Origin of the sequence: Shewanella spartinae (genome assembly GCF_019457555.1) — a bacterium.
GTDB classification, from domain to species: domain Bacteria; phylum Pseudomonadota; class Gammaproteobacteria; order Enterobacterales; family Shewanellaceae; genus Shewanella; species Shewanella loihica.
Window position 1 is genome coordinate 2,293,078 of sequence record NZ_CP080418.1, and the last position, 16,627, is coordinate 2,309,704.

Annotated in this window: 12 protein-coding genes; 5 read left to right on the forward strand and 7 right to left on the reverse strand. The window is 41.0% G+C overall.

Annotated features, from left to right (window positions below; genetic code table 11):
• Positions 1–160: 160 nt before the first annotated feature.
• Positions 161–2,119, forward strand: coding sequence for an ATP-binding response regulator (locus K0I31_RS10220; RefSeq protein WP_220080731.1), 1,959 nt, complete (start codon positions 161–163; stop codon positions 2,117–2,119).
• 57 nt (positions 2,120–2,176) lie between these two features.
• On the opposite strand, the gene K0I31_RS10225 is transcribed toward K0I31_RS10220, so the two are convergent.
• Positions 2,177–2,932 (reverse strand): metallophosphoesterase, encoded by a 756-nt coding sequence (locus K0I31_RS10225; RefSeq protein ID WP_220080732.1) that lies wholly within the window; start codon positions 2,930–2,932, stop codon positions 2,177–2,179.
• Positions 2,933–3,765: 833 nt separating this feature from the next.
• Here K0I31_RS10225 and abiEi point away from each other — a divergent pair.
• Positions 3,766–4,305: a type IV toxin-antitoxin system AbiEi family antitoxin gene (abiEi, locus tag K0I31_RS10230; protein ID WP_220080733.1), complete on the forward strand. Its 540-nt coding sequence runs from the start codon at positions 3,766–3,768 to the stop codon at positions 4,303–4,305.
• A gap of 162 nt (positions 4,306–4,467) precedes the next feature.
• Here the strand turns inward: abiEi and K0I31_RS10235 are convergent, their stop codons facing one another.
• From K0I31_RS10235 to K0I31_RS10260, 6 genes are read right to left on the reverse strand one after another with little or no spacing between them, the layout of a single operon-like run.
• Complete coding sequence (locus K0I31_RS10235) at positions 4,468–5,784, reverse strand: type II toxin-antitoxin system HipA family toxin (RefSeq protein ID WP_220080734.1); 1,317 nt, start codon at positions 5,782–5,784, stop codon at positions 4,468–4,470.
• A 42-nt stretch (positions 5,785–5,826) separates the two neighbouring features.
• Complete coding sequence (locus K0I31_RS10240) at positions 5,827–6,147, reverse strand: hypothetical protein (RefSeq protein ID WP_220080735.1); 321 nt, start codon at positions 6,145–6,147, stop codon at positions 5,827–5,829.
• Between the two features lie 3 nt (positions 6,148–6,150).
• Complete coding sequence (locus tag K0I31_RS10245; protein WP_220080736.1) at positions 6,151–7,548, reverse strand: hypothetical protein; 1,398 nt, start codon at positions 7,546–7,548, stop codon at positions 6,151–6,153.
• Positions 7,538–8,503: a TniB family NTP-binding protein gene (locus K0I31_RS10250; protein WP_220080737.1), complete on the reverse strand. Its 966-nt coding sequence runs from the start codon at positions 8,501–8,503 to the stop codon at positions 7,538–7,540. Before K0I31_RS10250 ends, K0I31_RS10245 begins: the two co-directional genes overlap by 11 nt.
• Positions 8,494–10,482: a TnsB C-terminal domain-containing protein gene (locus tag K0I31_RS10255; RefSeq protein ID WP_220080738.1), complete on the reverse strand. Its 1,989-nt coding sequence runs from the start codon at positions 10,480–10,482 to the stop codon at positions 8,494–8,496. Before K0I31_RS10255 ends, K0I31_RS10250 begins: the two co-directional genes overlap by 10 nt.
• Complete coding sequence (locus tag K0I31_RS10260) at positions 10,482–11,090, reverse strand: Tn7 transposase TnsA N-terminal domain-containing protein (protein ID WP_220080739.1); 609 nt, start codon at positions 11,088–11,090, stop codon at positions 10,482–10,484. Before K0I31_RS10260 ends, K0I31_RS10255 begins: the two co-directional genes overlap by 1 nt.
• Before the next feature lie 781 nt (positions 11,091–11,871).
• On the opposite strand from K0I31_RS10260, the gene K0I31_RS10265 reads away from it, so the two are divergent.
• From K0I31_RS10265 to K0I31_RS10275, 3 genes are all read left to right on the forward strand, one after another.
• A complete protein-coding gene (locus tag K0I31_RS10265) occupies positions 11,872–12,441 on the forward strand; it encodes a hypothetical protein (RefSeq protein WP_220080740.1) in 570 nt (189 codons plus the stop codon).
• A 315-nt stretch (positions 12,442–12,756) separates the two neighbouring features.
• Positions 12,757–15,492: an AAA domain-containing protein gene (locus K0I31_RS10270; RefSeq protein WP_220080741.1), complete on the forward strand. Its 2,736-nt coding sequence runs from the start codon at positions 12,757–12,759 to the stop codon at positions 15,490–15,492.
• A complete protein-coding gene (locus tag K0I31_RS10275) occupies positions 15,489–16,625 on the forward strand; it encodes a hypothetical protein (protein WP_220080742.1) in 1,137 nt (378 codons plus the stop codon). Before K0I31_RS10270 ends, K0I31_RS10275 begins: the two co-directional genes overlap by 4 nt.
• The last annotated feature ends 2 nt before the right edge of the window (positions 16,626–16,627 follow it).

Genomic DNA, 16,627 nt, shown 5'->3' on the forward strand with positions numbered 1-16,627 from the left:
CGCTACCTTAAGCTTGAAAAGGATATCATAGTTTGTAAGGACATGAGTAGAATTGAGATTTTGTCTAAGCTAAGTGCTTTACAATGTTCACTTAAGGAAATTCATATTGAGGCCTTGTAATTTAGCATGCATATCTTTGGTTATTGGTTTTTTAATTACAATGTCGATAGACGTGACGTTGTGGGAGCATGCACGCAACGAAATACAGAGTGAACACCAAAGAAAAGTTGATGCTGCCCTTGATTCAGCAAGAGAAATGTTGATACAACACAAAATCATGATTGGGGCGTTAAAGTCTTTCTTTAATGCATCTGAGGAAGTATCACAAACAGAGTTCTCAATCTTTTCAAAAGACCTATTAAAGATAAAATTAGCTATTGCATTCACCCTTAACGAAGAACTAAAGCCAACTTTAATATCAGATCCGTCTTTTATTAATGTAATCTCAGCTGGCGTTATAGAAAGAAAAAATCAAGAAATTCACGATTTCCGTTTGGACGGTTTCGAAACTATACTGATTCCAATTGATGTTCCTCATATGCCTTATCTTGTTTACGCCATATCTCACGAGCGGGTTCAAAAAAAGATTGATTCAAATACTGATATGTGTGAGCACTTCATTTTGGGTGGTGCCGAGTTTGAAAATAAAGAGTGCAATCTGATCGATCAGAGTTTTTTATATGACGTGATAGGTATTAACACAGAATATAAAGTTAAAATTCAAGAGTATGGTTTAAATTATACACTAGTTGTTGGTACGCTACCTTCAGAACAAAAGCTGTTCGAAGTTTCGATGTTGCTACTTACAGCGACTATATTCGGAATTTCATCTTCTTTGTTACTTTTTATTTTCATCCAGAATAGATTAAATGTAACCAGAGAACAAACAGAAACAAATTCAAAAATTGCGTTGCTATCTACTTTGAATCATGAGATACGGACACCTATAAACGCAGTTTTAGGTTATGCTGAAATGCTTAAAGCCATGAGCTCATGCAATGCATCTGGCCAAGAGGTTTTAGAAAAAATAATATGGTCAGCAAATTTACTCAATAGTGTTGCGCAAAATACATTGATGTATTCGAAAGCGGCTACAGGCCCATTAGAACTACATTATGAAAATGTTGATTTAAATGAATTTTTAAAAAGTATAAGTGATTACTATGAGGCATTTGGTAAAACTCAAGGGAAAAATCTAATCATAAAGGTGGATGAATTGCCTTGGCCAACGTATGCTCTTGACAAAACTAAGTTCTTTCAATTGATCACTAACTTTATAAATAATTCATTCAAATATAGTAGTGGTGATAATGTCATAGTTAAAGTAAGTGTAAAGAACAACGCCTCTGTCAACAAAGGCTTATCCTGCCCTAAAGTAGATGGATTTATAAGAGTTGCCGTGAGAGATTTCGGAAAGGGAATGTCATCCGAATCTAAACTGGCTTTAAGCAGACCTTTCACCATCGATAGTAAAAGCGCTACGGCGTTAAAATCCGGCATTGGTATTGGCCTATACACTTGTAAGAAAGTAATAGAAAGCGTTGGTGGCTCTATAAGAATCCGTAGCGAACTTGGCAAAGGAACATTGGTTTTGTTTAACTTCCCATATAGAGAAGTCAGCGAAGAACACATAGTTAATGCGATGCCTGAACCTTCTAAAATGGATTTCTGTGAAAGGATAGAAAAGGAAGTTGAATCATGTGTTATAGGTGCACCTAAAAAAGTTATATTGGTTGATGATAATGTGTTTAATCTTGAAGTTTGTAAATCGATGCTTGAAATTGCTGGATTTACTGTCTTTCCAGTTCAAACAGTTGAAGAGTTATTTAGTTTGCTCAAGAAACTCGACGTCAAACCACTAATGACATCTAAACAAAAACTTACTGAATTTATTGTTCTGATGGACTATAAGCTTGGCAATACTAACGGCCTTACACTCATTAAGTCTTTGCAGACTCAAGGCTATCGCCAAATGCGATATTTTATCCTTTCTGCCAATTCCAAAGATGAAATCCCTGATTCTGAGTCTGTCAAGGATGTTGATTTTCTTGAAAAGCCATTAGATTTAGCAATTTTAAGGGAGCAATTGAACTTACCTACGGATATAGGTAATGATTGAATCTCCACTCATTTTGTTAAGAGGTGGAGTGGACCTCCACCAGTGGTTAACTATCAACTATGAATTGCCCAAAGTGAAACAGAAAGTTGGATCAAACTCCTCATTCTCTTCACCTTTATATCCCTTTGGATTACACAGCACATTGCAAGACTCAATATGATAATTTGCACTGTTATGCAAATGACCATGTAGCCAATAATCGGGCTTATGCTCTTGAATAAAAGCCATTAAATCCGAAGCGTAAGCAGCGCAGAGGATATCCGCTTTGTAGTATTCCGGAACGGATAGCATATGAGGTGCATGATGTGTAACGACAACATTAACATTACTAGTCGAATTCTTTAAGCTATCTGAAAGCCACATTAGCGAACGGTTATGAATTTCGGCAACATCTATCGATCTTAATTTAGAATAAGATGGTTCCTTTCTAATCTTTTTGTAATCTGTCATCCTTTGCTGGCATTGATAACCTGAAATTCTCGCATCACCAAAGATTTGAAAATCAGTCCAAAGTGTTGCGCCATGAAATCGCACGCCATCAATTTCAACACTCTCATTTTCAAGAACATGTATGTTGGGTTGTACAGCTCGAGTTTTTATTTTATCGATTAGACTTGGATAACGGTGCTTATAATATTCGTGATTACCTAAAACATAAATTACAGGGCACTTAAAATTTTGACGAGTTATCCAATCAACACCCTTAGTGCCTATATCAATATCACCGGCCAGAACGACAACGTCAACCTCTGATGTTGTAGCTTCAAAATCTTGAAACTCGATGTGTAAATCACTGTATAGACGAATCTTCATTACTTATCCAAATGAAAGAAATAGGCTTATTGTCAATAGGTTATAGTGAGAGTTAGAATTAATCTCAGTTAAATCCGCTGTTCAAAGAAAGTCTACGAACAAAAATTTCCATACTCGCAGGTAGTAGTAAACTTAAATTGGCCACGGTTTAGTTTCCCTGTTATGCGTATTGCACTCATTAGAAGTGAAACAGTTGTAGTACAGGTGAGTGTTTTGCCAATAGGCCACATTTAGTGTTGCAGTGTTAGCTATATGGCTATCTTTCAACTGATTCACACCAATGTTAGCTATATAGCTAACTTCACAAGCTAATCCTTCAGTAAAAAGACACTTTAGTGCAATGACGGTCGTGATGTCTACTGAACGAGGTCCACTCAATGGAATTTGACAGGCGTCTAGTTAATTACTGGCGATTCACTACATTTTTTCTTTAGATGGTATGAAACCTAATGTTTTCCAGTACATGACAATAGTAAAAATCAGCTCTCTAATGTCCGAGTCAATATCTATATTGCGTTCCTCTAGGGAACTTAGCTTGGTAGTGCACACATTAGGACGCTATAACCTTGCTAAGAGCGCTTAAACAGATTTGGTTGCTCTGTGTGCTATGGAGATACTTTGGTACCTCACCGCTGATATCAATTGCGCTTCTGACGTCTAAACCGAGCTCTTTAATAAAATTGAGGATGCCTCACTCTTAGTGTACTACATCATCAACATTGAATGCGGTTTCGAACAATAGGGGCTCTGAATTTCCGTTACTTTACTAATCGACTCCCTGGCAAGTGGTGACTTATACTGTCTAGAAGGGTAATAACTAGAGACTTAAATCTTTGAGACAAGAATTAGCTGTTAAAAGACTTTACGAGCTTGATTCAAAAGGCAGTTATGTCTTTTTGCACCGAGATTTAGCCAAAATTTTTCACGAAGATTCCCAGCGTTCATTGAACGATAGCCTGGCTCGCCTAGTAAAAAACGGATTACTCGAGCGAGTTGCGAGAGGAGTCTACGTATATGGCTTATCAAGAAACAAAAACTCCTCAAAGACAATTGAGCTTATTGCTATCGCATTAAGAAGAGGCCAGTACAACTACGTAAGCCTTGAGTCGGCATTGTCTTATTATGGGGTTATTTCTCAAATCCCAGTAGACAGACTCACCTTGATGACAACAGGGGTCAAGGGAATTTACAAGACAGATTACGGAGTAATCGAGTTCACTCATACAAAACGCTCAGTTTCAGATATTTTAAGTCAGGTGATCAACACCGATAGGCCGCTTAGGGTTGCGTCAAAGGCTGCGGCTCTGAGAGATTTGAAGCGCGTGGGTCGTAATACGCAATTGATTGATATGGAAGCGATTGTAGATGACTAAGACGAAAGAAAATTTGTGATGTACTAGTGTAGAAAGGGCTTGCTCTGGGGGCACTACGTATATAGATCCTGTAATTGAGATGGAAATCCTTCATCAAGACATCGAGTTTACATTAGATGAGTCTAAGTTGCTTGATCGACAAGTTTTAAAGCCGGTACTGAATCAGTTGAATCCCTGCAATTTCTTAGAAATGAAGTTAAGGCCAATGGAAGGGTAATTGAGTATGGAAGCTGGGACACCTCGTTTTTCAAGTCTAGCCCTTAGTGACAGTAGCGACTGTGCTAAGGAACCTACTTCGTTTAACAGTCTTTCGGCCGACACCAAATCATCTAGAGTTTCCGCGATTTTCATAAAGTTTAATAGTCCTCCAATCTCGATACTCGAAGCCCAAGTGATAGTCCTCACAACACCCTGTGGGTCGGCCTTCATTGGTGCAAAATCATAGATAGGTGCGAGCATTATTTTTCCTTGGCTTCTCATCATAGAGATGTTGCGCCCATGGTTGTCTGAGTTTCCAAAGATGATGTTCAAGAGGTCTCTTTTAACCCACTCTATGACGAAGCTCTCTACGTCAAACTGATAACCCTGTTCTTGAACCATGAAGCTGCTTTGAATTGTCTGAATCAGTGTTCTTAGGGTTTCTTCGTGGTCCAGTAGAGAGCCTGGAGGCTTTTCCAAAACCGAATACACCGACTCGACCGCTAGTTGAGTTACGCCGCCATCATCGGCCGCTAGAACATCGAAACGAGGAAGCCAAAGAGAAGGGCACTTCGGGCCCTCCAGTAACATCATTCCGTTTGTAGCGATAGTATTAAACCCCAAAGCTTCCAGTTCGCGATAATAGTGAAATTCAGCTCTAAGGATGTCTGAGTCAATTGCTGATTGCTTTCCTCTAGGGAACTTAACTAGGTAATGCACAGAATTGGGCTCTATATCCTCCCCAGGAGTTCTTAAGCAGATTTGTTTACCCTGCTTGCTAAGCAGAAACTTTGGTGCCTCGCCGCCGGCACCAGTAGCGCTTCTAACGTCTATACCGAGCTTTTTAGCATAATCGAGGAAGTCCCATCCTTTATTTACTACATCATCAACAGTGAATGAGGTTTCGCACAGCAGCGGGGCTGCACATGTTGAGGCATTAGCTTCTTTTACTCGGATATTGCCAATTGGTCCACAAGCAAATTGATGAAGCAGGTTGTAGGAAGAGGAGTCTTTTGGCAAACCATTTGCCATCCAGAACCGTTTGCCGGCACCACTGAGGATTATGTCATCAATGAATCTAAACGGTTTCTTTGTCGGAGTGTGATAGGGGAAGACAGTGACAGGCAGGTTTACTGAAAGCGCGCGATTGTCGTCGCAACCAAAATGCTCGAGGGCGTATGATTCAAGATATCTTAAAGACATTTTATCTTGTTCAATCTTTAAAATAGCCGCATCGTGCCAAGTAAAGTTTAGTTTAATTTGAAGTGTCAATTCTGCCATTTCATGCCTCGTCCATTTTTCTAGACCGTCAACTCAGTTCAGTCACGAATTGTCTCTTGGGCAGAGGGGAATAACTTCTACCGTCACCCCTTCGATTTCGCAATCGTGGATAATTTTGTTAAAGACTGACTCCGCATAGCTTGATAGGTCATTCTCACCATCTTTATATAGGTGATAGACAGTCCCTGAAGCCTGAGGCCATTCAAAGTGGCCTCCTTTGTCTGATAGCTCGGACATGTCATAGGTGCCTGATGACAGCCTCCAACTTTCTTCCAGCACAAAGGATGAGAAGACTTTAAAAATGGCCGGGCCTTTTGGTGGCGATATTCTAATAACAATCCAACCCGATGGCTTCATTATCATTGTTTAACCTCCTACTTTATCGACCAGGTGACTCCTCTTCGGCTTTGGTACCCGTGATGCAAAGAGGTCTAACTGGTCAGATTCAACGCTATTGCGCAGTGCGATAACGTCTTCGAAATTACATAAATCATGACCACCATGAATAGCAACGCTTGGAGGCCTTAATCTCCCTAGCTTTCTCAGCAACCGTAGACTAGATACTGACACCTTGGTGAGCTTACTGGCTTTATTGAAAGAGACATATTGAGGCCGAAACTCCTGAAACTTTCTCAGTCCAAAGGTTTTTAGCTCTTGTTCTGTCACAAAAATTGAATCAGTAATGTGCGAACCAGGTTTGTAGTTTGTGGTTAAAACACCAGACTTAATGGCAATGAGAATATCGACCAGGTTAAGTGCGTAAAAATCCATTATCTCGCGAAGTTCCATTAGTGATTTCTGGCAACGCTGTTTTGTCTTTTGCGTTTCTAGCAGCACTAGGACAAGGCTGATATCGATAATTGAATCTAAATGAAGGCGAGAGTGCGTCCGAGATACCAACTCTGCTTCTTGCAGCCTTTGTAGACCATCTCGGTTTGTCACCAACAACTTGGTTGCTTGTTCAACACTAACCTTTAATGTGTTGGATAAGCAGGGGGGTGATGGCCTAAACAATTGCTTTTCAAATAGGGCCTTATTTTTCCAATCACCTATCAAATTGGCTAACGTTGTGTTGATGATACTTCGAAATGTTGATGGCCATGCTCCGGGAAACTCTTTAGCTAGTTTAAGGAGCCAGTCATTTGCCGCTTCTTTGCTGGTTAGCAGCCTAAATCCATTCGTAACCGCCTGAGTTGGCAGCTCCAGTTTTGGCCATTTTGAACCCACGCAATGTAAATTGCCTGGTGCTATTGAGTAATAGTAGTTAGCCAGTAGACAGTCAGATACTTGTTGTTCAGTTAGATCTCCTGGATAGCCAGCATTTAAGTGAGGAGCGAGTAAAGCGCCACAGTTGATATTAGTACATCTCGCATCTAGCAAACTAATATCCCATTCCAGGTGCTTATTACAACACCGGCACCACTCAACAAAGTGAGCTTTGTGCACACTACACGTTGTGACAAAAGGGTTTTGTACTTCCTTCGCAATTAACTGGTTGTTGGTTATACAATCTAAACAAACTCTAGCAGTCAGCAATCGATTGACTTTGAACAGGGGGTTAAAAGTAGCACTCAGTGACTCAGTCGCTTCTATCTCAAGTAGTCTACCTGTATCAATCTTTTTGCTATTAATACCTTTACAGAGCCATTCTATCTCCTGCGCTTTATAAAGTGAGGATAGGTACTGAATACCGTTACGCTGGGCGTAGCGTAGCGCGTATCCAATACCGCTTTCATTTGGTATTGGGGAAGGCTTAATAGCCATTATCATGTCTCCAATCTAACACCTGTTCCCGATGGTGCTCCATCATTGAGTTGGCATCGGTTGCACTGAATGCTTTAGTGCAAAAAGGATTATCTTCCTGGGGGCAGTTAAGCTCGAAGCTTTTCTTTAAGGCATTAAGTAAAGATTTGCGGTCGGTAACATATGAGAAATCATAGCCGCTGAACAGTTTGTCCAAAGTACCGAAATAGTGGTTCCTATATGCAAGGCACAATCTTGCAATAATATCTTTTTCGTCTTGAGCGAGTAGAGGCAAGTTCGCTTTAGCAAAGAAGAAGTTAAAAGCTTCAAAGCATTCTATGTTTCTTGGTAAAATCTCGTGCAATTTAATCGGTTTGATTAAACGTCGAGAAAGTTGTTCGTCGTCATCATAGGTACCTTTGCTCTTACCAAAATTCATTAGACGTTCTGCTGCTCTTGTTCCCATGAACACAGTAGGCACCCTTGATTGGTCCAATAGACTGGCAAAAAATTTAAGCATTTCTTGCGTTTTTATACCATCACGCTTCGGAAGTGTGTGTTGAACTTCATCGAGGATTAGCAACTCCACTTCAAAGGCTTTTAGCAGGTAATTGAACTGCGCGAACAATTCACTAAACTCTACAGTCTTACGTGGTACTGGTGCTCCCATTGCTTTAATAAGGCTTCTTAGCAGTATCCCTGGACTATTTGTCGCAATCGGCACCTCAAAGTGGAGCACCGGTATAGTGTTCAGCTCAATAGTCTTTTTAGGAACACTTTGGTTCGTGTAGGTCTCAGCTAAAAAGGACTTCCCAATTCCAGAAGGGCCAGTAATAAGCAATCCAAAGGCTTTTTCATGCTGCCTAAAATTATAATGAACATGGTTCATCGCTTTCCAAGCCGCTTTTAAGGTAGGATGAGACGCCATAGTCAGAGGCATTTCCATGTGCGCTAGGCCATGATTATTTAATCCCATAAGTCACCCTCATTACGACGTTTAACATCTGATTCAATACCTTCTTCTGGGAGTTCACAGGTCAGATTAGCATCATAGGCAGTCCGTTCTTTAGTCACTTTATGGTGCGAAGCATTTATCCTATCTAGAGCCGATAGATGGTTTGAATTGTTGTCTTCGAACGAGCTAACAGCCTTTCCAGAGCGATTTCTTCGGGTTTTTACTTTATGCAGTTCACTATGGACTTCATTGGTATATTCGAACCCTTTGTCTTCAAGGTACACTGTTATGGCTTTAGGCTTTTTCCCATGCATTTCTTCGACCGATACTGGATGAGGCCATTCTTCTATTGACTTTATTGGTACCACTTCTTTGATAACCTGTCCGGTTTTTGGGATTTGACCTATTACTGTGATATGTCTTATATCAAAAGGGTTGTATAGAACCGTGACTTCTGGTGTACCAGAGCCATACGTTTTCATTTGTATGAAGAGCCTTTTCAACCCAAGTGAAGAGTAGTAATGATTAAAACAATAGACATAACCTCTATCTTGCAGCTTCCGAGTGTTTGGTTTTGTATATACATGAAATGCTGCAAAAACTTCGTCATAGGTCGAATCTTTCTTTGAGCGCATTACTAGACTTCTGTTAAATCGTTCCGCTGGTGTTTCGCCTGTTTGACTATGTTTGGTGAGAGTGTACTCCTGTAGAAAGCGGTTGAAATGCTTTATAAAGTCACTGACTGTCATTTTCGCTTGTTTTTTAAGGTCAACTGCGGCGTAATCATTTTTTGTTCTCTTAGGAAAGTAGCCAGGTATTCCAATCACTCTGCTTCCATCCTTCAGATTGACTTTATACCCTTGGAAAAACTTCTTCCTAAGAGTGTTATTAAATGACTCAACAAATGGTTTCATTGCCGGACAATATGCTGGGTTGTAGATCAGGTTCGCCCCTAAGTTCGAAGCTACCGATTGAAGTACGCTATTGTTGAATCCGGGTCCATTGTCTGTAACAAGGTCTTGCGGTTTTATACTGGCGGGCAAAAATTTGTCCGACTCAAAAATGGACTGAACTAAGCGGGTTGCAGATTCTTTATTTTCACTTTGTCCGAACTCTAAAACGATACCTATGGGATAACGGCTATAGGCATCAAATGCGACATATATCCCCAACTTTTCTGTCGGAAGGTTTGTTTCATCATCTATCAAGCAAAAATTCAAGCAAAGTTTATCGAGTTCAATCCGCTCACCTACATAGGTTAGTTTGACTTTCTTTAATAAAGTCCGAAGTAGTGATGCTCTCTCAGATTCATGAAGATTAGGATTTTTCAATTTTTCTTCGTACTCGCTCAATCTTCTGATTCGACGCCGATATGTGCTGTAGGAAGCAAGTTTCAAAGGCTTAGCACTTTTTTCTACACTATCTTTATATGCGTCGTAACATCCAATAACGGTAGAGTAAGTTCCCTTACAGAAATCGGTGCATATCAACTCCTCAAGAAATAGCTCACTTTCAAGATCCAGGCGGAGTGATGTTTTTCTCTTTTTGGGCGCTAGAGAATTGTCGTCAAAACCACTAGTGACCCATCGCTGCCAGTAACTGCAGATTGTCGACCGCCCGGGTAAATTCTTGTAGACAAGTTCTGGTTGCCTCTTCAACAAAATTTCTTTCATCGCTTCGTAGGCTGCAGGAGTGGTTGGTGCCAGGTGGCGTTTTGGGTCATTGACTATCTCATTTAGTGTATGTACATAGGCCAACTTCCGCTTAAGGACTTCTTGTTGCATTTCATTCAATATGCAGGGTTCTGACTTTGCTTCAAATTCTTGTAGCTCGCCATTAACTATTTTTTCTGCAAACTTGTCCATTTCATAATATTCGCGATGGTTTTCACCGGTTTCGTCGTCAAGAATAACCAGGTTTTCATCTGCGAATATCTGTGTAAGGATTGCCCCGGTATCAGTCTGATAACGTTTGAGTGTAGGCAAGGCTTGTTGTCCCATCAGCTGATCCTCCTTAAGAGCGAATCAGGGTTTAACGGTAAACACTCTTGATATTCATATTCCTGCTGTGCAAGTAGTTCATATATCGCACCTGCGGGATCAGAACTTACCGCTGAAAGGCATTGGTGTAGGTCGCTAAACGTTGTTTCTAAGGGCAGGGTATCTACATTAACGTGTTGTAGTGCGGTTTTATTTCTGTTGACGGTAATTAGCTTCAGGTTTTCCCCAAGCTCAGTAGGCAGGTCTTTGTTTGTGACAATAATAAAACCTGAAGTGGAGTGCGCTTTGATGTGTTCGCTTACCGCTTCCATTTTGGATAAGAACGTTTCATTGATGAATTCGGTATGGTGTACTTCGACGTAGTAGGAAGAGCCATCGACATTTGCCACTAAGAAGTCTGGAGTATATGTCGACTTCCGACCATTTATCCTCACATGGAGGCTTTCAGGTTGGGTGGCATAACTCTTTACCTCTGCAGATAGCTCAAGCAGGTAGGCATAAGTTTGCTCTAAGAATGAGTCAATAAAGATACTTTGACCATTCTTAGCACTGAACATCCATGTTACGTTACGTCCTCTCCGTTTTCTCGGTACACGTCGCGTATTCAACTTTTTTTCCTCATCATGTCGCGCTGAACAAATAATAGCCTATTGGCGGGTAAACAGGTGTTTGACTAGGATTTTGGGTCTTCTCCCCATTCAACGACAAAAACTCAAAAAAATCTCAGAAAAATCAGCCTCTAAAAATTTAAAAAAGAGATTTCAAAATTTTTTAAGTCCGCGTATTACGACACATTTATGTTTACTGTTACACCCAAACTCGAAAAAAGTTTTGTGGATAATTTCGGGGATAAAGCTGTTGATAACTTGATTTTGCCCAAAAAACGAACAGGGGTTCAAAAAATATATATTTCCAACTCATTGAAAAATAACAGTTAATTTTTGCGCAGATTTACACTTTGTTACAAAATACTGCTGCGACATATTATGTCAAAATTTTTTTGAAAATTTTTTAGGTAAGTATTTTCTTTTGGCGTTAACAACTTAGTTGTCAACTTAATTTTTGGTTTAACTGACGGTTAGCTCTATAGCCTCCAAAAAACACGTTTTTTTCAATTATTAATTTTTTTTAACCTAAGCAAAAGCAATGCAAATAGCTGTCTAGATGCATGTTTTTTCACCTTTGCGCTGTCTAAAATTTAAACTGCGCCCCCTGCAAATTTGAAATTTTGGGACTCAAAAAATCGATGTAAACCGATCAATGTTTTACTGAGTGAGGAAAAGGGATAAGGGAGTAAAAGTTCTTTGGTGAATTGTGAACAGCACAGCTTTACACAACAGAGAAGGGGCTTTAGGCTGTCCGGCAACATGTCATTAAGGGATTAGGAACATGCTAAAACTAGCTAGTTTTGCTTTATCAGCATTAATCACCATCACATACGTGATTGGGTTCATTTATGACGCCTCGTTTCTAGAGGCATTTCATTTGTCCTACTACGAGCTTCTTGGTTCGCCTCTCGATTACCTGACGATTGGAGGCATGTACTTAGCTTTAATTACAACTAAGAATCTCCTCGCAGTAGTTATCCTTTCTTTGTTGAGCAGTTTATTAGCGGCGGCTATAAGCAATTATTCGCACCTCTTTAATCAACTGCTCCCGAATCGATACAATTCTGCGTTTGTGTTACTAACACTAAGTCCTTTGGGGCTCATACTGCTCATGCTGGTTGTACATCATTCTGCGCGAGCAAATTCAGAGAACTACAAGAAAGATGGCAATCACATCATTCAGGTTGAGGCGGCTACCGGTCAGGTTGTGAGCTACTGCGGAAACATACTCAGATATCGTGATAACAAGACAGTTTTTTACATACCTTCTAATGATAAAACTATGGTGGTACCGGATAAAAGAGTGGTTCAAGTTTTCACGAGAGAATGTAGTCGTCAAAAAGAACAATGATTGGTGATTGGCATTCAAAATCGAGTTGTTGGTAAGTGATAAGTTTACTGTTCGGGTATTTTCTATCCGTTTTCGTTCACTCAAGATTCGATGTTTATCGATAGACTTATTGCACGTTACTGATGGCTGTCGAAATCTTGTTCAAGCAGCCCGGTAAAGGGTGTAATTTCATTCCCTATAGGTGCAATATAATCCCCAACAACATTTCACGGGAATCTTTTAAATACCGCAAAACAGTAACTTAATGGAATAAGGCTTGTTGGCATGCTCCTTGATATCTAAACGGTATGTCTAACAACAGAAAAAGGAACAACGATGGCGTTATTGCGATATGCAAATCTAGTAGAACATCGACCAGACATTCTTCTTAAGAATGCGGTCAGAGGGCTCGGTGATTTCTATAAATACCTTGATACAACCCGTAAATACCTTGAAAGCACTAAGGCTGTAAAAGCGGTCGCTTGGGAACTAATTGAAAAATCATCTGAAGGTGTTTGGGTGCATTTATTAGAACCTGATGATGATTGTGGCGATTTTGAGAAAAACGTAAAGCTCATCCTTGATGAGAATACAGAGCGGGTATACGAAGCTAGTCCAGCTCGCTGGCAAGCAGTTGGTAGTGCTTCTAAGGAGTGCCCCAAATGCGTTCGCCATGGCAAGCCTAAAATGTCATATGCAACTCAGGAACATGCGCAGGAAATTGCTAACGACCTGAATGGAAACCTGTCGGTATATCCATGTGAGCATGGTTATGGATGGCACCTGACCAGTAACCCACAAGACAATATACACTTTAAGGCTTCAAACGCTTTAGAGGTCCTTGACCGTTCGGTTGAAAATGACAGCATTCTCCTGAATCGCTTGCCTAAATACGATTACTTGGTGGTACGCCCCAATACCTATCAATTGCAATGTCAAATAAAAGCTTTGCAGAAACTACAAGATTCGCCTTCGAGGCATCATCTACCTTTACTGCGCCTCTTTGAGGGCATCAATCATGTTAAATGGCCAAATGTTCCCTTTGAAGAACATTTGTTTAACAACGATTATTTTGTACTAACTAATACTGAACGGCCAGGAACTAGTCAACAAAGAGAATTCGTCAATATTGCTTTAAATACGCCGGACTTTGCCTTTTTAGAAGGCCCCCCAGGTTCAGGCAAAACGACAGCCATTTGCGAATTGGTTCTTCAGTTAGTAAAGCGTGGTAAACGTGTACTGCTTTGTGCTTCTACTCACGTCGCTGTTGACAATGTGCTGGAACGCATAATGAGTGATGACAATGCCTGTAAAGACATGGTGTTACCAGTGCGTATAGGGGACAAATCTGACGTTTCCCAAAAAGTGAAGAAATGGCAACTTGAGGAGTTCGTAAAAACTGAGCGCACCCGTCTGGGTCAGCATCTACAGCGTCAAGAGGAACTTTCACTCAGTCAACAGCTGCTAAAAAGCAAACTGAGTGAAGGTCGTTATGTTGTAGAGCGCATGGTTTTAGAAGCCGCTAACTTAGTATGTGGAACGACGATTGGATTGCTGCAGCACCCAGACATAAAAAACAAACGTTCTTCCTCACCAATATTTGACGTCATGATTATTGATGAAGCATCTAAAACTACCTTTCAGGAGTTTTTAGTGCCTGCTGTGCTAGCAAAGAAGTGGATTTTAGTTGGCGATCCGAAACAGCTCTCTCCCTATGTTGATGATGAAGCAACTGAAGTAAACCTACAGCCATGTTTGCCACAAAACCATATAAGGAAAGCGTGCGCTGATGTTTTTGCCGCCAGCCAACCTAGCGCGAAAAAACGAAACGTTTCTCTAGTATGTGATGCTACTTCTGAAACGATTGAATTCTATCAAGCGCAAGGTAGGGCAAGAGGGGTTCCAGTTGCAACCTTAAGCAGCACACCGATGGAGATTGCAACCGCATCTATCATTATTGGTAGTGAAGAGTTCATTAATCAAAATGCGGCTAACCTTCCTTTAGATATTTCTGTTGTACGTGATTTAGATGTCATGCCAAATTTACTGGAACGGCGTTTAACTGCCTATAGCCGGAGAAGCAATCAAACCATTCACAATAGCAACGAAAGTTGGGAGGCTATGGCAGCCTGGCGCCTTGCGCGCATGTACGAGCAGCGCTTGAATGTTGAAGCTACCGGCAAGTCTGATACGGCCGAAAAGCTACAGGCTCACATTCATACATTGCTACCTTGTACAACTGAGAAAGAAACGTTCGCAGCCATTGATCGTGTTCGTCGAATCGCATTGCCCTCCATCTTAGAGTCATTGCAATGTGGCTTTGAGCGTTCCCAAAACCAAAGACAAGGAACAGCTTTATCTGATGGCCTGCTTCCTGAGGTTTTACGGCAGCGCCAGGTAACTCTTACTTACCAACACAGAATGCATCCCGACATCGCAGAGTTCTCACGCAAGCATATTTACCATGGGAAGGCACTAATAAGCCCTGAAGGACAGGCAGAAAAGCGCGACTGGGGATACAGAAAGGGCGGCTATCGTAGTCTTTGGCACGATGTTAAAGGAAAGAAAAACAAGGATGGTGCTATTTTGGCGGAATCCAAAGCGATGTTGAAGGAACTTGAATCTTTCCATCAATGGGCGTCTCAAAACCCAAACATTGAAAATGGGAGACAGAAGCCATGGGAAGTAGCCGTTTTAACCTTTTACAAAGCTCAAGAACGTGTCCTACGTAAAGAACTTCGTAAATGGTCAAAACAACCTAAAGGCATTCGTCACTTCTATCGTGGTACCAAAACTAACCCCGTCATAGATGTTCAAGTTTGCACAGTTGATAGGTTTCAAGGCCATGAAGCTGATTTAGTTTTACTCAGTTTTGCTAATGATCATCCAACGAGTTTTTTAGAAAGTCCCAACCGACTCAATGTGGCTATTACGCGTGCCAAGCACCAACTTATCGTTTATGGAAACCGTCCAGCAATGAAAAGGGCATCTGGTGTACTGGCAACTTTTGCTAGTCAGGATTTTTGGTCAACGACGATAGAAACAGAAGCAGATTCACTGGAGGCAGTATGAGCCAAGACATCATTTTGAAGCGAAAATTGGTAACACAGACCTGGCTTGTTCAAGGAGAGATCGCTACTGCTAGTAAGCGACCTGAGATCAATTGTGTATTGGCGTTTTTAAGTGAGTACCCCAACTCAAAAGCTAAGGTATGTTCAGAACATTTATTTGGCGACAAAATTGGGCGTCAAGTTGTTGCACAAAGACTGTTAGACATGGCTATCCGCCTGGAGTTGGCTGAATCGACTTACGGAAGTTACAGACTGACTGATTGCGGTCAAGAAGCGTTAGATAAAGAACAAGTAATGGTTCCCGAGGATGGGTGCTGGAAAATATGTGTATCCAATGACGCCTTGCTTCCACACAAACTAGTGAGCATAGAAGCTCATACAGAGCCAAGTGCTAGCATGGTTGGATTGGGTAAAAATTCTAATAATCTCATAGCGCGAAAAGACAGACTTGTACCGATCCCGCCCATTATTAAATCCATTGCTAATCTGCAAGCTCAACCGATAGCCGGCGGTGATGAAGTCAAAGTAAATGTTATCGAAAACAAAGGTGAGAATTTACAGGACCAGGACAATCAATTCCAAATCGAATGGAACATTACCAGAGGTTCCATTTCGGTGAAGAAGGGTAAAGAGGTCATCCACACTAGAAATGTTGAGCCTATCGATCGAATGAAGGTTTTGAATTTGTTTTTCGATGGTGAGGGCCTACTCAATCAGTGGGACGAGAGCACTGAAACGCTTTCTGTTAATTTCAATGAAACAACTGATGCTGAGCGTATTAGCATGAAGCGAAATGTCAAAATTGCTAGACCAACTATTTCGCCAAATTCATCGCCAGTTTCAATGGCCGCCCCCCAATCATTTGAGCCTCTAACTTTGCAAAATTTGAACATATCGGCAGATTCCGATACCGACGCGTACGAATGGGCATTGTGGAGACTAGCAAACAGCATCAACATGTATGCATCAAAAGATAAATATGAATCATGGAAAGAGAAGTCACAGGCTCCATTTGCTCGCTTCGAGTTGTCACTTCCAAGTAGAGATGAGCTTGCCAGTAGTTTGTGGTTTGAATCAGACAAGCTTTCACAAGCTAACTGGCAGGTGATCGCCGCCAATGATTGGAACTTGTAAGG